14 protein-coding genes and 1 riboswitch are annotated in these 18,301 nt (G+C 63.0%); of the genes, 5 read left to right on the forward strand and 9 right to left on the reverse strand.

Annotated elements, in window-relative coordinates:
* The first annotated feature begins 15 nt into the window (after window positions 1–15).
* Entirely contained in the window at window positions 16–1,965 is a 1,950-nt protein-coding gene (gene dhaR / locus ACK3CV_RS21725) for a dihydroxyacetone kinase operon transcriptional regulator DhaR (RefSeq protein ID WP_164141359.1), read from the forward strand.
* On the opposite strand, the gene dhaM is transcribed toward dhaR, so the two are convergent.
* Genes dhaM through ACK3CV_RS21745 form a run of 4 tightly spaced genes read right to left on the reverse strand, consistent with a single transcriptional unit; the run spans window position 1,962 to window position 6,268 of the window.
* A complete protein-coding gene (gene dhaM, locus ACK3CV_RS21730) occupies window positions 1,962–3,392 on the reverse strand; it encodes a dihydroxyacetone kinase phosphoryl donor subunit DhaM (RefSeq protein WP_164141357.1) in 1,431 nt (476 codons plus the stop codon). The two genes, dhaR and dhaM, sit on opposite strands and share 4 nt — an antisense overlap.
* Window positions 3,393–3,403: 11 nt before the next feature.
* A complete protein-coding gene (gene dhaL, locus ACK3CV_RS21735; RefSeq protein ID WP_033636066.1) occupies window positions 3,404–4,036 on the reverse strand; it encodes a dihydroxyacetone kinase subunit DhaL in 633 nt (210 codons plus the stop codon).
* 9 nt (window positions 4,037–4,045) lie between these two features.
* Window positions 4,046–5,116, reverse strand: coding sequence for a dihydroxyacetone kinase subunit DhaK (gene dhaK, locus ACK3CV_RS21740; protein WP_033649064.1), 1,071 nt, complete (start codon window positions 5,114–5,116; stop codon window positions 4,046–4,048).
* 51 nt (window positions 5,117–5,167) lie between these two features.
* Entirely contained in the window at window positions 5,168–6,268 is a 1,101-nt protein-coding gene (locus ACK3CV_RS21745; protein WP_039569331.1) for a glycerol dehydrogenase, read from the reverse strand.
* 353 nt (window positions 6,269–6,621) lie between these two features.
* Between ACK3CV_RS21745 and ACK3CV_RS21750 the strand changes: the two genes are divergently transcribed.
* Together ACK3CV_RS21750 and ACK3CV_RS21755 are read left to right on the forward strand one after the other, a co-directional pair.
* The gene (locus ACK3CV_RS21750; protein WP_025304315.1) at window positions 6,622–7,284 is read left to right on the forward strand and encodes a DUF1190 family protein; all 663 of its coding nucleotides are present in this window, start codon (window positions 6,622–6,624) and stop codon (window positions 7,282–7,284) included.
* A gap of 3 nt (window positions 7,285–7,287) precedes the next feature.
* Window positions 7,288–8,448 (forward strand): glutathionylspermidine synthase family protein, encoded by a 1,161-nt coding sequence (locus ACK3CV_RS21755; RefSeq protein WP_164141355.1) that lies wholly within the window; start codon window positions 7,288–7,290, stop codon window positions 8,446–8,448.
* 47 nt (window positions 8,449–8,495) lie between these two features.
* Here the strand turns inward: ACK3CV_RS21755 and ygiD are convergent, their stop codons facing one another.
* Window positions 8,496–9,278, reverse strand: coding sequence for a 4,5-DOPA-extradiol-dioxygenase (gene ygiD, locus ACK3CV_RS21760; RefSeq protein ID WP_047570468.1), 783 nt, complete (start codon window positions 9,276–9,278; stop codon window positions 8,496–8,498).
* 321 nt (window positions 9,279–9,599) lie between these two features.
* Between ygiD and ACK3CV_RS21765 the strand changes: the two genes are divergently transcribed.
* Window positions 9,600–11,132, forward strand: coding sequence for an alkaline phosphatase (locus tag ACK3CV_RS21765; RefSeq protein WP_164141353.1), 1,533 nt, complete (start codon window positions 9,600–9,602; stop codon window positions 11,130–11,132).
* Between the two features lie 52 nt (window positions 11,133–11,184).
* On the opposite strand, the gene ribB is transcribed toward ACK3CV_RS21765, so the two are convergent.
* A complete protein-coding gene (gene ribB / locus ACK3CV_RS21770; protein WP_004937218.1) occupies window positions 11,185–11,838 on the reverse strand; it encodes a 3,4-dihydroxy-2-butanone-4-phosphate synthase in 654 nt (217 codons plus the stop codon).
* Between the two features lie 109 nt (window positions 11,839–11,947).
* Window positions 11,948–12,108, reverse strand: a riboswitch (FMN riboswitch).
* Window positions 12,109–12,255: 147 nt separating this feature from the next.
* Here ribB and ubiK point away from each other — a divergent pair.
* Entirely contained in the window at window positions 12,256–12,531 is a 276-nt protein-coding gene (ubiK, locus tag ACK3CV_RS21775) for a ubiquinone biosynthesis accessory factor UbiK (RefSeq protein ID WP_004937216.1), read from the forward strand.
* A 58-nt stretch (window positions 12,532–12,589) separates the two neighbouring features.
* Here the strand turns inward: ubiK and hldE are convergent, their stop codons facing one another.
* The 3 genes from hldE to ACK3CV_RS21790 form a co-directional block, all read right to left on the reverse strand.
* Window positions 12,590–14,020: a bifunctional D-glycero-beta-D-manno-heptose-7-phosphate kinase/D-glycero-beta-D-manno-heptose 1-phosphate adenylyltransferase HldE gene (hldE, locus tag ACK3CV_RS21780; protein WP_033636072.1), complete on the reverse strand. Its 1,431-nt coding sequence runs from the start codon at window positions 14,018–14,020 to the stop codon at window positions 12,590–12,592.
* Between the two features lie 77 nt (window positions 14,021–14,097).
* On the reverse strand, window positions 14,098–16,935 hold the full coding sequence (glnE, locus tag ACK3CV_RS21785) for a bifunctional [glutamate--ammonia ligase]-adenylyl-L-tyrosine phosphorylase/[glutamate--ammonia-ligase] adenylyltransferase (protein ID WP_164141351.1): 2,838 nt from the start codon (window positions 16,933–16,935) through the stop codon (window positions 14,098–14,100).
* Between the two features lie 45 nt (window positions 16,936–16,980).
* The gene (locus tag ACK3CV_RS21790; RefSeq protein WP_164039600.1) at window positions 16,981–18,288 is read right to left on the reverse strand and encodes a CYTH domain-containing protein; all 1,308 of its coding nucleotides are present in this window, start codon (window positions 18,286–18,288) and stop codon (window positions 16,981–16,983) included.
* Window positions 18,289–18,301 lie beyond the last annotated feature (13 nt).

The raw sequence follows: 18,301 nt of genomic DNA on the forward strand, positions 1-18,301 counted from the left end.
TCTGGATGAGGTTCGATGGACAACGATTCACGCTGGCAGCGGCTGATTAACGACGGCGAACTGCCACCGCCGCTGCGCCCGGCACAGGCGGTTTACGCCTCCTGGCTGCGCTGCCGCAGCCTGATGCAGCCCGACGTCTGGCAAGCACCGCACCGCGCTCAGGGCGCCACCTTCGAATCGATTTGCCGCCGCAAGAACGATCTGCTGACGCTCGGCCAGGCGGCGCTGGAAGACGCCTGCGAGTACATGGAGCCGCGTCGTTGCCTGCTGATGATCCTCGACGAGAGCGGCTGCATGCTGTGGCGCTGCGGCGACGCCCAAACCTGGGAGCATTTACAGCAACTGGGGTTCGCCCCCGGCGCTTACTGGGCCGAAGGGCAGATCGGCACCAACGCCCCGGCGCTGGCGGCAACGGAAGGCCATCCGGTGCGGGTGAGCGGCGGGGAGCACGTGCGCCGGGCGCTGCACGGCTGGTCGTTCTGCGCCACGCCGGTCTACGACAACAGCGGCCGCCAGCGCGGTTCGATCGCGCTGGGCTGTCTGCTGGCCGACTGCGCCGCCGGCGATCTGTCGCTGACGCTGGCCATCGCCCGCGAAATCGGCAACTCGCTGAACGCCGACGGCCTGCTGGCGGAATCCAACCGCCATCTGAATCAGCTTTACGGCCTGCTGGACGGGGTGGACGACGGCGTCATGGCCTGGGATCACCGTGGCTACCTGCAATACATCAACCAGCGCGCCGCCGGCCTGCTGAAGCTGGACGAGCAGCAGAGCCAGGGTAAACCGCTGGCGCAGCTGCTGACGCTGCCCGCCCTGCTCAAGCGCGCCATCGCCGACCGGCAGCCGCTGCAACACGTCGAAGTCACTTTCGAAAGCCAGCGGCAGTTTATCGCCGCCTTGCTGACGCTCAAGCCGATTTTCGACGGCGATCGCTGCAGTTTCATCGCCCTGCTGCACCCGCTCGAGCGGCTGCGCCAGTACGTCAGCAGCCAACTGGGGCGCGTCAGCCACAGCTTCGAGCAAATGCCCTCCGCCTCGCTGGAGATGCGGCGGCTGATCCGTTACGGGCAGCAGGCGGCCAAGGGCCAGCATCCAATCCTGCTGCGCGGGGAGGAAGGGGTCGGCAAAGAGCGGCTCAGCCAGGCTATCCACAACGCCGGCGAACGCGCCGCCGGGCCTTATATCGCCCTCAACTGCCAGCTGTTGCCGCAGGCGCAGGGGCTGCGTGAACTGCTGGGCAGCGACGCCAGCGAAGAAGAGGCGGGCCAGCTCAGCAAATTCGAATTGGCCAACGGCGGCACGCTGTATCTCGAACAGATCGAATACCTGCCGGCGGAGATGCAATCGGCGTTGCTGCAGGTGCTGAAAACCGGCGTGGTGATCCGCCTCAATTCCAGCCGAGTGATCCCCGTCGATGTGCGGGTGATCGCCGGCAGCGCAGCCGATCTGCCGCTGCTGGTGCAGCAAAACCGCTTCCGCCGCCAGCTGTTTTACAGCCTGCAGGCGTTCGAGCTCCAGATCCCGCCGCTGCGCCAGCGGCTGAGCGATATTCCGCTGCTGGTCAAACACCATCTGCGCACGCTGGAGCAACATTTTCAGTGTCGCTTTCGGGTGGATGATGAAGTGATGGCCCAGCTGGCGCTCTACCTGTGGCCGGGCAACGATTTGGAACTGAAAGGGGTGGTGGAGCGCGCGGCAATGATCTGCCACGGCCACCACATCCAATTGGCGGATCTGCCGGCGCACCTGCTCGGCCAGCCGTCGCTGCTGGAAAGCGATCCGCAGCCCGGCGCGCCGCTGCTGACGCTGACGGACATGGAGCGCCAGGCGATCCTGCGCGCAGCGACCGTCAGCCGCGGCCAGCTGACGGAAATGGCGCAGCTGCTGGGCATCGGCCGCACCACGCTGTGGCGGAAGATCAAACAGCACGGGATCGACATCCGCCAGTTCAAGCTGCGCGCCTAGTGGCTGAGCTGCAGTACCCCGCGCGCGGCGTCCAGCATCGCCTTTTGCCCGCTGCGGGTTTTGCTCAGGCAATCCTGCATGCCGACCACCATCGGCATGCCCATCGCCTTCGCCAGAATGGCGCTGTGCGACAGGGCATTGCCGCCGCTCAGGCAGATGCCGAGCACCAGCCGCCTGTCGAGCATCACCACCTCCGAAGGCATCAGTTCGTCCATCACCAGTATCGACGGCTCTGCCAGCGCAATCGTCGGTAACGGCAGCCCCTGCAGATGGCACAGCGTGCGGCGCAGCATGTCGCGCACGTCCAGTTCGCGCGCCCGCATATAGTCGTCATCCAGCTCGCGGTACTCTTCGGCGATCGCCTCCAGCACCTGTCGCCAGGCCTGCTCGGCGTTGCACAACTGCTGCGCGATGCGGGTGTACGCCGCCTGCTGCAGATCCGGATCGTCCAGCAGCATGCTGTGGGCGCCGAAGATCGCCGCCTGCGGCTTGCCGATCAGTGTGCCGGTGCGCTCCGCCAGCCGGTTCAGATCGCTCAGCGTGTGCTGCAGCGCCTCACGCAGGCGTTGCTGTTCGCCCAACACCTCGTCCGCGCCGATTCGTCGATCGACGGTTGGCGGCCAGAAGCTGTGGGCCTGGAACACCGGCCCGCTGGTGACGCTTTCCGCCACCGGAATGCCATGCAGCGAAGGCTGCCGCCGCTCGGAAACCGTCTCGCCGAAATGTTGTTCCGCCAGCGCTTTGAACGCTGCCAGCGCTTCGTCCGCCTGCGCGCCGTCGGCGATCAGGCGAATGGTGTCGCCGTGGCGCACCTGCAGCAGCGCCAGCTGATTGAGGCTGCGCGGATCGATGCACTGCCCCTGCTTTTCCAGCACCAGCTCAGCCTTGAACGGCGCCAGCGTCTCGACCAGCCGCGCCGCCGGGCGCGCATGCAGCCCGTGCGGGTTCTGCACCGTCCAGGTTGCGCTTTTGCCCTGCGCCAGCGGCAAAGCCGCGCTTTTCGCGGCCGGCGAGCCCTCGCCCAGCTGCGCCTGTTTGGCCTGCAGCGCGCCTTGCGCCTCCGCCACCACCTGCTCCAGCGAGGCGCCGGAGTTGGCGGCCACCACCGCCGCCAGCGTGCCTTCGACCAGCGGCGCCGCACACAGCCGCACGTTGGCGGCCAAATCCGGGTCCAGCAGATCGAGCGCAGTTTCGGCGCTGAGCAGCGCGCTGCCCAAATCCATCAGCACCAGAACGCCGTCGCCGTCGGCGACCGCTTCGATCGCCTCCATCACTTTGACGGCGTCCGTGCCGATCGGGTGCTGCTCGTCATCCACGCCCGCCGCCAGCGCCAGTTTGCAGCCGTCGCCGCGCATCATCTGCCGCGCCAGTTGCTCAACGCCGCGCGCCAGCAACGCGCTGTGCGAAACCACCACGATATTAATCATCTCGCCTCCTGCTAGCTGCCGGCGACCTCGGCCAGCGTTTTCATCATCAACATCACCGAAGTGGCGCCGGGATCCTGGTGGCCGATGCTGCGCTCGCCCAGGTAACTGGCCCGCCCCTTGCGCGCCTGCATGGTAATGGTGCTCTCCACCGCCCGCTCGGCGCTGTCGGCGGCGCGCTGCAGCGCCTCCGCCACGCTCAGGTTCTGCTGCGCGGACTGCCCGAGGCTCTCCACTACCGGCCACCAGACGTCGCACATGGTCTTGTCGCCCGGCTCCGCCTTACCGCGCATCACCACGCCTTCAACCCCCTCTTGCATCATTTGATGCAGCTCCGCCAGATCCAGGCTTTGCTTGGCGTTCGCCGCCTGCGCCGCGCGGATGAAGAAGGTGCCGAACAGCGGGCCGCTGGCGCCGCCCACGCTCGACAGCAGCGTCATGCCGGTGTTTTTCAGGATGAAGCCGATGTCCTTGTCCGCCACCGACGGCAGCTTTTCCACCACCTTGTTGAAACCGCGATTCATGTTCAAACCGTGGTCGGCATCGCCGATCTCGGTGTCCAGCCGGGTCAGAAAATCGCGCTCCCGGCTGAACACCTCGCCGCAACGCATCAGCCAATCGACAACCTGTTGTTTGGTCAACGCCATGATTCCTCCTCAGCAACCCCAACGCAGCGCAGGCGTTTTCACCGGCGCATCCCACAAGGACAACAGCTCGTCGTCCACGTTCAACAGCGTGATGGACACGCCCTGCATATCGAGCGAAGTGCAGTAAGAGCCCACCAGATTGCGCTCAATGATGATGCCCGCCTCGGCGCAGCGCTCCGCCAGCCGATGGTATACGCCGTACAGCTCAGACAGCGGCGTGGCGCCCAGGTTGTTGACCAGCGCGATCGCCCGATCGCCGCGCGTCAGCGGCTGCTTGGTCTGCATCTCGTCGCGCCACTCGCCCTGCTGACGATCCCAGACGCGGATCGTGCGCTGATAGTGGCCGTGGTCGATCAGCGTATGGAACATGTCGTCCACCGCCGCGTTCAGCGTGGTGAACGGACGGCGCGCAATGCCCGGCTCGCCGTGAATGCCGACGCCGAACTCCATTTCGTTCTCCGCCAGGGTGAACGACGGCTTGCCGGCGGCCGGCACGGTACAAGCGCCCAGCGCGATGCCGATCGAATGCCCGTGGTTATTGATGCGATGCCCTAACGTCACCACGCTGTCCAGATCGTCGCCGCGCGCCGCGGCGGCGCCCAGCAGTTTCTCCATCAGCACGGTGTTGGCCACCCCGCGCCGCCCGGCGGTAAACAGGCTGTCTTTGACCGCCACGTCGTCATCCACCAGCACCGTCGCCACCGCGACGCCGCTGTCGTGCAGCAGCTCGGTGGCGGTTTCGAAGTTGAGCACGTCGCCGGTGTAGTTCTTGATCAGCAGCAGCACCCCGGCGCCGCCGTCGATCGCCTGGCCGCACTCGTACATTTTATCCGGCGTCGGCGAGGTGAAAATCTCGCCCGGACAGGCGCCGTCGAGCATCCCTTCGCCGACGAAACCGCAGTGCATCGGCTCGTGGCCGCTACCGCCGCCGGACAGGATCGCCACCTTGCCCGCCACCGGCGCGTCGGCGCGGGTCACGAACAGCGGATCCGCGTGCACCAGCAGCTCGGGATGGGCCTCCGCCAGCCCCTGCAACTGCTCTTCCAACACCGACTCGACCTGATTAATCAGTTTTTTCACGATGGTTTCCTCTGTAAGAACAGGGGCGCGGCGCACCGCGCCCCAACGATATCAATGACGCTGCAGCCAGGCGGCGCCCAGCCGATCCGCCGTCAGGATCGCCGCCTGCACGCCCGCGGGAGTAACCTTGAACGGCATGTTGTGAATGGTTTCGCCGGCGGCGCAGCTGGCTTCGGCCACCGCCATCATCTTCGCTGCCGCATCGCCGGTGACGCCCATCTGCGCCAGCGAGATCGGCAGGCCGATGCCATGACAAAACGCCAGCACGGTTTCAATCTGCGCCATCGGGCTGTTCTGCAGCACCAGCTGCGCCAGGGTGCCGAACGCCACTTTCTCGCCGTGATACAGGTGGTGGCACTCCTCCAGCACGGTAAAACCGTTGTGAATGGCGTGCGCCGCCGCCAGCCCGCTGCTCTCGAAGCCGATGCCGCTCAGATAGGTATTGGCCTCAATGATGCGTTCCACCGCTTCCGTCACCACGCCGGCCTCGACCGCCAGTTTGGCTTTCACCCCTTCCGCCAGCAGCGTGTCATAACACAGCCGCGCCAGGCTGAGCGCCGCCAGCGTCGATTTGCCGCCGGCCATGCTGGTGGCCTGGGCGTCGAAGCAGGCCTGGGCTTCGAAATAGGTGGAGAGCGCGTCGCCCATGCCGGCCACCAGCAGACGCACCGGCGCTTTGGCGATGATGGCGCTGTCCATCACCACCATGTCCGGGTTGCGCGGGTAAATCAGGTACTCGGCGAATTCGCCCTGTTCGGTGTAGAGAACCGACAGCGCGCTGGTCGGCGCATCGGTGGAGGCGATGGTGGGAATGAGCACCACCGGCAGCTGTTGGTAGTGCGCCACGGCCTTGGCGGTGTCGAGCGTCTTGCCGCCGCCGACGCCGATCACGCCGCGGCAGCCGTGAGCCTGCAGCTCATGGCCGAGCCGGTCTATCTCCTTGCGGCAGCATTCGCCGTTGAAGCGGGCCGCATGATGTTTCACGCCGTGCTGCTGCAGGCTGCCCATTAGGGTGTCGCCCGCCAGCTGCATCACGAAGTCGTCGGCGATCACCAGATAGTGATCGGCGAGGGATTTGGCGTATTCGCCGACGGCGGCCAGCGCATTGGCGCCCTGAATATATTTGCCTGGTGACTGGATGATTCTCAACATAACCGGATCCTTGTAGGGAGTTGGCGATGGTAACGTTCAGATATCAGGTGATGACGCGCCGACTTCGCCGCCGGCTTGTTGTTGTGCTTCGACTATGAGCGACCGCTGCCCGCCTGGCGAGCTTCGCGATTTTTGTTCCATTATGGAACATCATCATAGCGACAACGTTTCATGATGAAACGCCAATGCGCGTTTTTTCGCCGCGAAAGCGAACTGGCGCACACCCCAACGTATAACTGCGTAAAGAGTCGATTCTGCGGGCGTTTCAGCTTTAATTTTGACCATGTTTCCCCTATCCTTAGCGCCACTACTGGGAAAGGGCGAAAACAGCCCGCATGATGGGATTGATAACGATGAAACGGACAAAAAACATCAACCAAGAGACGTTCCGCAAATCCTGGCGCAGCTACCGTGTCGCGCCCGTGGCTTTGGCGATCAGCGCCGTCTTTATGCTGGCCGGCTGCGAGAAAAGCGATGAAACGGTCTCCCTGTATCAGAATGCCGATGACTGTTCGCGCGCCAATCCTTCGATGAGCGAGCAGTGCACCACCTCCTACAACAACGCCCTGCAAGAAGCGGCGAAAACCGCGCCGAAATACGCCACCCGCGAAGACTGCGTCGCCGAATTCGGCGAAGCGCAGTGCACCCAGGCTCCGGCGCAGGCCGGCATGGCGGCGGAATCGCAAAGCAGCGGCAGCTTCTGGATGCCGCTGATGGCGGGCTACATGATGGGTCGCCTGATGGGCGGTTCCGGCTTCGCGCAGCAGCCGCTGTTCACCTCCAAGAACGCCGCCAGCCCGGCGAACGGCAAGTTTGTCGACGCCAGCGGCAAGAGCTACGGCCCGGCCACCGCCGGCGGCCGCACCATGACGGTGCCGAAAACCGCCATGGCGCCGAAGCCTGCGGTCACCAACACCGTGACCCGCGGCGGCTTCGGCGAGACCGTGGCCAAGCAGACCAGCATGCAGCGCAGCAGCGCCACCTCCAACTCCGGCTCTCGCAGCATGGGCGGTTGATGCATGAAACGTATTGCTATTACCGAGCGCCCGGATTGGCGTGAAAAAGCGACCGAGTTTGGTTTCCGTTTCCACACCATGTACGGCGAGCCGTACTGGTGTGAAGACGCCTATTACCAGTTCACGCTGGCGCAGATTGAAGAGATCGAAAACGCCACCGCCGAACTGCACCAGATGTGCCTGCAGGTGGTGGAAAAAGTGGTCGGCAGCGACGAGCTGATGGCCAAGTTCTGCATCCCGAAACACACCTGGGAGTTCGTACGCAGCTCCTGGCGCACCAACCAGCCATCGCTGTACTCGCGTCTCGATCTGGCCTATGACGGCGTCAACCCGCCGAAGCTGCTGGAGAACAACGCCGATACGCCAACCTCGCTGTATGAGGCGGCCTTCTTCCAGTGGCTGTGGCTGGAAGACCAGATCAACGCAGGCAAACTGGATCCGGAGTCGGATCAGTACAACAGCCTGCAGGAGAAGCTGATCGAGCGTTTCGCCGAGCTGAAAGCGCATCACGGTTTTGGCCTGTTGCACCTGGCCTGCTGCCAGGACAGCGAAGAAGATCGCGGCACGGTGCAATATCTGCAGGACTGCGCGCAGGAAGCCGGTCTGCCGACCGAGTTCCTGTTCATGGAAGATATTGGCCTCGGCGAGAAAGGCCAGTTTACCGATTTGCAGGATCAGGTGATCGGCAACCTGTTCAAGCTCTACCCGTGGGAATTCATGCTGCGCGAGATGTTCTCCACCAAGCTCGAAGACGCCGGCGTGCGCTGGCTGGAGCCGGCCTGGAAGAGCATCATCTCCAACAAGGCGCTGCTGCCGCTGCTGTGGGAAATGTTCCCGAACCACCCGAATCTGTTGCCGGCTTATTTCGCGCAAGACGATCATCCGCCGATGGATCATTACGTCACCAAGCCGCTGTTCTCACGCGAAGGCGCCAATATCCAGATCGTCGAAAACGGTCAGGAAGTGGCGCGTGTGGACGGACCTTATGGTGAAGAAGGCATGATCGTGCAGCAGTTCCACCCGCTGCCGAAGTTTGAAGACAGCTACACGTTGATCGGCAGCTGGCTGGTGAACGATCAGCCTTGCGGTATCGGCCTGCGCGAAGATCGCGAACTGATCACGCAGGATCTGTCGCGCTTCTATCCGCACACCATCCTCGGCTGATCGCCCCGCCGAAGACAAAAACGCCAGTCTCTGACTGGCGTTTTTCTTTAGCCCACCTGCACCGACAGCATGCTCAGCGCTCCCATTTCGATACCGTCGATCGGCACGCTGATGGCCTCTTTGCCATCCCAACCGCCAAGCACGTACAGCAACGGCAGATAGTGTTCCGGCGTCGGATTCGACAGCGCAGCCCCCTCATGGCGCATGAAATCCACCAGCGGATGGTTTTCGCCCCGATAACGCAGGTTATCCCGGACAAAGTTATTGAACGATTCCGCCCACGGGTAGGCGCTGGTATCGCCCTGCCATTTCACCATGCGCAGGTTGTGCACCACGTTGCCGCTGGCGACGATCATCACGCCCTCATCGCGCAGCGCAGCGAGTTTGCGCCCCAGCTCATAATGATAGGCCGCTGGCTGCGTGCCGTCGACGCTGAGCTGCACCACCGGGATGTCGGCATTGGGATACATCTTGATCAACACGCCCCAGGTGCCGTGATCCAACCCCCACTCACCGAGATCGGCCGTCACCGGCACCGGCGCCAGCATGCGCTGCAACTGCGCAGCCAGCGCGGGAGAACCTGGCGCCGGATAACGGGTATCAAACAGCGCCTGCGGGAACCCGCCGAAGTCGTGAATGGTTTTGGGTTTTTCCATCGCGGTGACCGCAGTGCCGCGGGTATACCAATGCGCGGAAACCGCCACGATCGCCTTCGGGCGCGGCAATGACTCACCCAACGCACGCCATGCCCGGGTGTAACGGTTGTCTTCCAGCACGTTCATCGGGCTACCGTGGCCAAGAAACAGTGCCGGCATACGAGAGGTATTCATAAGGAGATCCTTAGTTCAAATTGTGCTATGCCGCTACATTACGCGCTTTGCCGCACCAACACAGCCGGATAACCGTGATGAAGATGTTCAATAAATTTGAATTAAAGACGAAGGAATGCGCTGGCAAATAGAAAGATAAAAATCCATATATTTCAATAAATTAATAAGCCACATGAATGCCATGACATTACTGCCACACAGATCTAATTTGTGAACAATTTATGTATTTTTTGTTAAATCAATCTATACACTCCTCCTCTGCCGACGGGAGCAGGCAACCCCGCCGCGCAATGGGAATTACGTCTCACCAAGGAGGAATTCATGTTCAGACTCACACTGGCAACCCGCCTGGCGCTTTCCATGTCCTTGCTCACCGGCTGGACGGCAACCACCGGCGCGGCGGACAACGCGCAGCTGACGCAGCGCGAAGACCCTTACTTCCTTCAGGCACAAGCTCAGCTGCAACAGCGACTGAAACAGGCACCAAATATCAACCGCGCCAAAAACGTCATTCTGGTAGTCGGTGACGGCATGGGATTTTCCACCGTGACCGCCGCCCGCATTTTTGAAGGGCAGCAGCGCGGCGTGGACGGCGAATCCAACGTGCTGGCCTGGGAGGCCTTTCCCTATCTGGCGGCGGCCAAAACCTACTCCGCCGACGCCCAAATCACCGACTCCGCGCCCAGCGCAGTGGCGATGACCACCGGCGTCAAAACCATCAACGATCTGATGGGCCTCGACCATACGGCTACCCTCAACAATTGCGAGGACCAGCAAACCAAAGCCGTCACCACGCTGTGGGAGATGGCCGCAACGCTTGGCATGGCCACCGGCGCCGTGACGACCGCGACCATCACCCACGCCACGCCGGGCGCCACCTATGCCCATATCGCCAACCGCGATTGGGAATCCGACGCAAAAATGCCGGCAGCGGCCCTGGCCGCAGGCTGCCGCGACATCGCGCGCCAACTGGTGGAAATGAAGTACGGCAACGGCCTCAACGTGGCGATGGGCGGCGGGCGCGCCAACTTCCTGCCCGACAGCGTGAGCGATCCGGAATATCCCGGTAAAAAAGGCGCCAGAAAGGATGGCCGCGATCTGACGCAGGCCTGGCTACAACGCTATGGCGAGCGTGGGCAATATGTCTGGAATCAGGCGCAGTTCGCCAAAATCGAACCGGCCAAAGTCGACCACCTGTTGGCCCTGTTCGAGCCGTCGCACATGAACTTCGAGCACGATCGGCGGCAAGACGCGGCGGGAGAGCCTTCGCTGGCAGAAATGACCGGCAAGGCCATCGATATTCTGGCCAGGAATTCCGAAGGCTACCTGCTGTTGGTGGAGGGGGGACGCATCGATCACGGTAGCCACAACGGTAACGCCTACCGCACGCTGAGCGACGCGGTCGCCCTGAACAAGGCGGTGAAAACCATCGTCGATAAGGTCAATCTGGACGAAACTCTGGTGATCGTGACCGGCGATCACAGCCACACGTTGACCATCGCCGGCTATGCCAAGCGAGGTAATCCTATCCTCGGCATTTCCGTCGGCGTCGACGGCAAACCGCGGCTGGGCAGCGACGGCAAGCCTTACACCACCGTCGGCTTCGCCAATGGCCCCGGCGGCGCGATCCCGCTGACCGAACGCCCGGCATTAACCATGGAACAGGCCACCGCGCCCGACTTTATTCAGCCGGCGCTGGTGCCGCTGAATAGCGAGACCCACGGAGGAGAAGATCTCGGCATCTACGCCATCGGCCCCTGGGCGCATCTGTTCCAGGGCACGGTGGAGGAGAACTACACCTTCCACGTGATGAATTACGCCAGCCGCATCGACGAACGCCTGTCAGAACGGTAGATACAAAAAAGCCGCGTAACGCGGCTTTTTTATCGTTGAAAGCGGCCGGCTATCAGCTGGCTTTTTTCTCGTGCGCCTGGCGGTAGGCCACCAGATCTTCGATGGTCAGCACCACCATGTCGTGCTGTTTGGCGAAGGTAATCACTTCCGGCGCATGCGCCATGCTGCCATCGTCGTTGGTCAGCTCACACAGCACGCCGGCAGGTTTGAAACCGGCCATGGAAACCAGATCGATGGTCGCTTCGGTGTGGCCGCGACGGCTCAGCACGCCGCCCGGCTGCGCGCGCAGCGGGAATACGTGGCCCGGACGGTTCAGGTCGCTCGGCTTGGCGCTGTCTGCCACCGCCGCACGGATGGTGGTCAGGCGATCGGAAGCGGAAACCCCGGTGGTCACACCCTGCGCCGCTTCGATGGTCACGGTGAAGGCGGTCTGGAACTGGCTGGAGTTGTTGGTCACCATCATCGGCAGCTCAAGCTGCTGACGGCGTTCTTCGGTGATGCACAGGCACACGATACCGCTGCCGTGGCGAATGGTCAGCGCCATCTGCTCAACGGTCATGGTTTCCGCGGCGAAGATCATGTCACCTTCGTTTTCACGATTTTCATCATCGAGCACCATTACGCCGCGCCCGTTGCGCAGTGCGTCAATCGCGCGTTCAACGCGTTCTGTCGGCGTGCCGAAGTCTGAAAGTAGCGTCTGATTCATGGTAAAAAACCTCATTAAAAATTATGGATTACCAGAACCAGGGCGATCTTGAGGAGTAGCTAGCAATAGCTAAAAAAATAACGCAAGCGGGCGCAAGCCCGGCAGATACCGTTACTCTCTCCCATCCGGACTATAACCGTCGGCCCCGGAATTGCACCGGATCTGCTGACCTCTAACCGGCCTTTACAGGCTGGCTGAGCGCTCGCGGGCTTTCACCGTAGAAGGTGATTTACCGCCGGTGGGGACTTTCACCCCGCCCTGAGAATAAGCAGGATGACTATAACGCTAATGGGTAGGCAGGGCAATTGGCAAAAGCACAATTCGGCCACGCGCGGCGAATGCGCTTAATGGTGTTTATCCGGCGGGCAACTCGCATTACACTAAGCGGCAGCAATTAAACTCTGAAAGGGATACGCCATGATTGACCCGAAAAAAATCGAACAAATCGCACGCCAGGTTCATGAGTCCATGCCTAAAGGCGTTCGTGAATTCGGGGAAGACGTTGAGAAAAAAATCCGTCAGGTGCTGCAGTCGCAGCTGACCCGCCTGGATTTGGTTAACCGCGAAGAGTTCGACGTGCAGACTCAGGTGCTGTTGCGCACCCGCGAGAAGCTGGCGCTGTTGGAACAGCGCATGGCCGAGCTGGAAAGCAAGCTGAGCGCGGCACCGGCAGCCAAACAGGAAGACGAATAAATTCCCGCCAAGGGCGCGCACCTGAACCGCGCGCCCTTGTTCTTTCGGTCGCCCGGCGTTAGCCGCGCCCGTCTTTGATCGCTTTGATGATGTTGGTGGTCGACAGCCCGTCTTCAAAGTTCAACACTTTGACATCGCCGCCGTTGGCCCACACTTCCGCACTGCCGGCAATCTCTTCCGGTTTGTAATCGCCGCCTTTCACCAGCAGATCCGGCAGAATGTCGGCGATCAAGCGCTGCGGCGTGTCCTCTTCGAACGGCACCACCCAATCCACCGCTTCCAGCGCGCCCAGCACGATCATGCGATTCTCCAGCGCGTTGACCGGGCGTTTTTCCCCTTTCAGGCGTTTGGTCGAGGCGTCGCTGTTCACCGCCACGATCAGGCGGTCGCCCAGCTTGCGGGCGTTGGCCAGATAGGAGACGTGGCCGGCGTGCAGAATGTCGAAAATGCCGTTGGTCATCACCACTTTCTCGCCGCGCTGACGCGCCTGAGCAACAGCGGTTTTCAACTGCGCTTCGGTCATCACGCCAAAGCCGGTTTCGGCCCGGCCGCGCACCGCGTTTTCCAGCTCGATGGGCGACACGGTGGAAGTACCGAGCTTGCCCACCACCACGCCGGCGGCGGCGTTGGCCAGGAAACAGGACTCTTCCAGCGAATTGCCGGCGGCCAGCGAGGCGGCCAGCACGCCGATCACGGTGTCGCCGGCGCCGGTCACATCAAACACTTCCTGCGCCTGGGTCGGCAGGTGCAGCGGCTCAACGCCCGGCTGCAGCAGCGTCATGCCGTGTTCGGAACGGGTGACCAACAGCGCCGACAGCTCGAAATCCGCCACCAGCTTCATGCCGCGCGCCACCAGCTCCGCCTCATCCTTGCAGTGGCCCACCACCGCTTCGAACTCGGACAGGTTCGGCGTCAGCAACGTCGCGCCGCGATAGCGCTCGAAGTCAGAGCCTTTCGGATCGATCAGCACCGGCACCTTGGCGGCGCGCGCCAGTTGGATCATGCCCTGCACCTGGCTGAGCGCGCCCTTGGCGTAATCGGACAGCACCAGCGCGCCGATCTGCGGCAGCGCCTGCTGAATGCGCTCAAGCATCGGCTGCGGATCGACGTTGGAGAAGCCTTCTTCGAAGTCGAGACGGATCAGTTGCTGGTTGCGCGACAGCACGCGCAGCTTGGTGATGGTCGGATGGGTCGGCACCGAGACGAAGTCGCAGCGCACGTTGACTTCATTCAGCTTGGCGCTCAGCGCCCGCGCCGCATCGTCGATGCCAGTCAGGCCCACCAGGCGGGAATTGGCGCCCAGCGAAGCGATGTTCATCGCCACGTTAGCCGCGCCGCCGGGACGCTCTTCGATGGTGTCGACCTTGACCACCGGCACCGGGGCTTCCGGTGAAATGCGGCTGGTCGGCCCATACCAATAGCGATCCAACATGACGTCACCGACCACCAGCACACCGGCGCGGCGAAAATCAGGCAGCGTAACTTTCATCCGATAACTCCAAAAAAGAACAAAATTTTAGTGGCGCAGATATTACCACAGACCGCCGGAATACCCGCAAAAAGGTATTAATCCAGCCATTTGGCCCAGCTGGCGCGCACCTGCTCGCGCTCGGCGGTGAACAGCTCGCTGCCGACCTTGCCGGAATGCTCCTGCAGCGCCAGATGGTGGATCTCGTCGCGCATGGTGACATAGGCCTGGGTCAGCGCGCGCGCTTCCTCTTCCGGCATGATGTCGTAATTGGCCATCAGCTCGAAGATGCGCACGTTGTCTGACCAACGCGTCAGCCGCGGTTCATCCGGCGCATAGCGTAAGACCAGATATTGGGCGATAAATTCGATGTCGGTAATGCCGCCCTCATCGGTTTTGATATCAAACAGATCGCGCTGCTTGTTGCCGAGATGGTTGCGCATCTTTTCGCGCATCTCGCGCACTTCGCGCTTCAGGGTCTCCGCATCACGCGTTTTGCACAGGATTTCGCGCCGAATCGCGTCGAACTGCTGGTGCAGCGCCGGGTCGCCGTGCACGATGCGCGCGCGCACCAGAGCCTGATGCTCCCAGGTCCAGGCTTCGTTTTGCTGGTAATCGGCGAACGCCTCGACGGTGCTGACCAGCATCCCCGCGGCGCCGGAAGGCCGCAGACGCGCGTCCACCTCATACAGAATGCCGGAGGAAGTGCGGGTGCTGAACAGATGCATCACCCGCTGCGCCAGCCGCAGGTAGAACTGGCGGCCGTCGATGCAGCGATCGCCGTCGGTCATCACCTCCGGCGGGCAATCCAGCAGGAACACCAGATCGAGATCGGAACTGTAACCCAGCTCCCAGCCGCCCAGCTTGCCGTAGCCGATCACCGCAAAGCCGCGCCCTTCGCGCTCCTGCAGATGGGTCGGCTGGCCGTAGCGCGCCACCATGTCGCTCCAGGCCTGTTGCACCACCGCGTCGATGATCGCCTCCGCCAGATAAGTCAGGTGGTCGCTCACTTTCATCACCGGCAGCGCGCCGGCGATATCCGCTGCGGCGATGCGCAGCTGCTGCGCCTGTTTGAACTGGCGCAGCGCCTCCAGCTTTTGCTCTTCGTCGTCTTCCGGCACCCGCAGCAGGTACTGGCGCAGCTCGCTGCGGTAGGCGTCCAGCGCCACCGGCTGATACAGCGTGGCCGGATCCAGCAGTTCGTCCAGCAACAGCGGGTAGCGCGACAGCTGGTTGGCAACCATCGGCGAAGCGGCGCACAGACGGATCAGATGGCTGAGCGCCGCGTGGTACTCCACAAGCAGCTCGAGGTAAGTGGTGCGGGTGACGATGCTGAGCAGCAGCTGCGCCAGCCGCACCAGCGCGGTCGGCGCGTCCTGGCGCGGGCACACCTCCGCCAGCAGGCGCGGCATCAGCTGATCGAGCACGTCGCGGCCGCGCGGGCCGATAGTGCGCTTGTCGACGTCATGGCGGAAATCGGCGATGGTGCGCAGCATCTGTCGGCGCCCCTCTTCGTCCAGGTGCGGCGTCAGCGGCGCCAGCTCGTTTTCCTCCAGCGCGTCCTGCCACAGGCTGTGATAGTGCTGGTAGTCGGGATCTTCGCCGACATCCGGGCTATCGTCGCCGATCAGATCGTCGAACACCGCCCGCACCGCCTGCATGTGCACCTCCAGCGTCGCCATCAGCGCCGGCCAATCCGCCAGCCCCATGCCGCAGGCCAGCCGCGCCTGGTCGAGCGCATCCTGCGGCAGCGTCTGGGTTTGCTGATCGCCGATCGCCTGCAGCAGATTCTCCAGCCGCCGCAGGAACAGGTAGGCGGCGCTCAGCGCCCGCACCTGCTCGGCCTCCAGCAGCCCCAGCTCACCCACCGCCTGCAGCGTCGGCAACAGCGAACGCCCCTGCAGCGCCGGCTCACGGCCGCCGCGGATCAGCTGAAATACCTGGGTGATGAATTCGATTTCGCGAATGCCGCCGGCGCCTAGCTTGATGTTGTCCTTCAGGCCGCGCCGCCGCACTTCACGGGCGATCATGCCCTTCATGTTGCGCAAAGACTGGATGACGCTGAAATCGATATAGCGACGGAACACGAACGGCCGCAGCGTTTTGCGCAGCTCCTGGCTGTAGGCGTCTTCCGCCCCGCCCATCAGGCGCGCCTTCACCATCGCATAGCGCTCCCAGTCGCGCCCCTGTTCCTGATAGTAGTCTTCCAGCGCCGCGAAGCTCATCACCAATGGGCCGCTGTCGCCGAACGGCCGCAGCCGCATGTCGACGCGATAGACGAAGCCGTCGATGGTCTGCTGATCCAGCGCCTTGATCAGCCGCTGGCCCAGGCGGGTGAAGAACTGGGCATTGTCCAGCTCGCGCCGCCCGCCCTGGGTTTGACCATTTTCAGGGTAAGCGAAGATCAGATCGATGTCCGACGAGAAGTTCAGCTCGCCGCCGCCCAGCTTGCCCATGCCGAGGATCAGCAGCGGCTGCGGTTCACCGTCGGCATTGCACGGCGTGCCCCACTCGCGGCAACAGGTTTGGTACAGCCAATCGCGCGCGCTGACGATCAGCGTTTCCGCCAATCCGCTCAGCTGCAGCAGCGTTTCTTCGGTCGAACACAGCCCCTGCGCCTGCGCCCAGGCGATGCGCACCAGCGTTTCACGGCGAAACAGACGCAGCGTGCGCATCAGTTGCGCCTCATCGCGCACCTCTTCCAGCTCGTCCTGCAGCCAGGCGGCATAGTGCTGCCACTCGCCGGGCGCCGGCGGCTGTTCGCGCAGCGTCGCCAGCCAGGCCGGTTGGGCGAGCAGTGCGTCGCTGACGAAGTCGCTCGACGCCAGCACCCACTGCTCCTGTTCGCTAAAGGCGCAGTCCGCGCCGTGAACTTCCTGAAAACGCTGCACAACCTGCTGTGCCTGAGCCTGTAACGCGGCTGAAAGTGGCGACATAGTGTATGACCCGTTCTGCGGCCCACGGCTGGCGGGCCGGCTTGATTAACGAAGCGCGCCGTTTAACCAGAATGGCGCATGCGATAAGGCCTGTTTGCGACTGGCTTCATACCAGCCCTGGCGGCGCTCGCTCAGCGCCGCCTGCAGTTCGCGCCAGGCCTCGATGTAAGGCCCGCTCTGCTCGTCGGGGTAAGCGCCCGACAGCAGGACCAGCGCCGAAATCTGACGCGTCAGGCGCGGCAATTGTTCCTGATATTCATCTTCGTTCAGCGTACGGCTGAAGGCCTCTTTCAGCTCCGCGCCGCTGCGCCCCAGCATGATGTCGCTGAAGCGTTTGAAAGAACCGTCCAGCTTGGCCTGCCCTTTGGCGTCAATAAACGGCCGCCAGGCGCCGCTCACCAGCCATGATGTGAGCGCCAACTTACATTGCAGGTAGGCCGCGCTGTAGCACAGGGTCTCTGGTTGCGCGGCTTTGTCCGCCAACAGCGGTTCGAGCTCGGTCAGGCGGGCGCGCAGATCGGCGCTGGCCTTGCGCGGCACCAGGCCGCCGAAGATCACCAGCGCCTGGCGGATCGTGCCGACCGCCTCAACCACCGAGGCGCGCGCCTGCGCGTCGCCGCGCAGCCACAGCTCTTCATGGTACTGCCAGTGGCTCAGCGCCAGCTCGAAGGCGGCGATCATCCCCTGTTCGACGGTCGCCTTCGCCGCCGGCTTCAGCACCTGCAGCGGGCGCACCTCGCGCGGCGGATTGCCCTGCGCCAGGTGGTAACCGCGCGCCGCCTTGCTCAGGCTGCCCTGACGCAGCCCGTCGTGCGCCGCCAGCTCACCGGCTAACGCCAGCAGATCGGCGGTATTGCCTTTCAGCAGCTCCAGCTCGATCTCGCTCAAGGCTTCGCTGAGATCACCGGCGCGCACCTCGCCCTGATCCAGGCCAATCTCTATCTCGCTTTGGCCGTAAGTAACCACCCACTTCTCACGCACGAAATCGGTACGGAACAGCGGTTGCAACGCCTGCTGCAACGCTGCGATATCGCAATCCTGCGGCCAAATGTCGGCAGGAAACTGCGCCAGCGCCAGCTGCGGCTCGGCGATAGCGACATTGTATTCCGGGCGCTGGTGCAGGCCGCCCACCACTTTACCGGCGGTTTTGATGGTCATCTCATAGCGATCGTCGAAACCGCGAATGCGCAGCCCCATGTCGTGACGGCGCAAGAAGTTGTCGGCCGTTTCGAAGTAAATGTTGGTCAGTTTTTGCGGCGCGGAATGCTGATGCGGCCAGGCGGCGAGCCAGTGTGGCAGAGCGGCTACCGCTTGCGGCGCGGCGATGAATTTCAGTTCAATTTCAACGGTCATAATTCTTTAACAC

It is taken from the genome of Serratia sp. TSO36, assembly GCF_057808395.1.

Excerpts from the sequence above, each read along its gene's own strand:
- dhaR (WP_164141359.1), top strand. The coding sequence starts at position 16 with ATGGACAACGATTCACGCTGGCAGCGGCTGATTAACGACGGCGAACTG.
- dhaM (WP_164141357.1), bottom strand. The coding sequence starts at position 3,392 with ATGATTAATATCGTGGTGGTTTCGCACAGCGCGTTGCTGGCGCGCGGC.
- dhaL (WP_033636066.1), bottom strand. The coding sequence starts at position 4,036 with ATGGCGTTGACCAAACAACAGGTTGTCGATTGGCTGATGCGTTGCGGC.
- ACK3CV_RS21745 (WP_039569331.1), bottom strand. The coding sequence starts at position 6,268 with ATGTTGAGAATCATCCAGTCACCAGGCAAATATATTCAGGGCGCCAAT.
- ACK3CV_RS21750 (WP_025304315.1), top strand. The coding sequence starts at position 6,622 with ATGAAACGGACAAAAAACATCAACCAAGAGACGTTCCGCAAATCCTGG.
- ACK3CV_RS21755 (WP_164141355.1), top strand. The coding sequence starts at position 7,288 with ATGAAACGTATTGCTATTACCGAGCGCCCGGATTGGCGTGAAAAAGCG.
- ygiD (WP_047570468.1), bottom strand. The coding sequence starts at position 9,278 with ATGAATACCTCTCGTATGCCGGCACTGTTTCTTGGCCACGGTAGCCCG.
- ACK3CV_RS21765 (WP_164141353.1), top strand. The coding sequence starts at position 9,600 with ATGTTCAGACTCACACTGGCAACCCGCCTGGCGCTTTCCATGTCCTTG.
- ribB (WP_004937218.1), bottom strand. The coding sequence starts at position 11,838 with ATGAATCAGACGCTACTTTCAGACTTCGGCACGCCGACAGAACGCGTT.
- ubiK (WP_004937216.1), top strand. The coding sequence starts at position 12,256 with ATGATTGACCCGAAAAAAATCGAACAAATCGCACGCCAGGTTCATGAG.
- hldE (WP_033636072.1), bottom strand. The coding sequence starts at position 14,020 with ATGAAAGTTACGCTGCCTGATTTTCGCCGCGCCGGTGTGCTGGTGGTC.
- glnE (WP_164141351.1), bottom strand. The coding sequence starts at position 16,935 with ATGTCGCCACTTTCAGCCGCGTTACAGGCTCAGGCACAGCAGGTTGTG.
- ACK3CV_RS21790 (WP_164039600.1), bottom strand. The coding sequence starts at position 18,288 with ATGACCGTTGAAATTGAACTGAAATTCATCGCCGCGCCGCAAGCGGTA.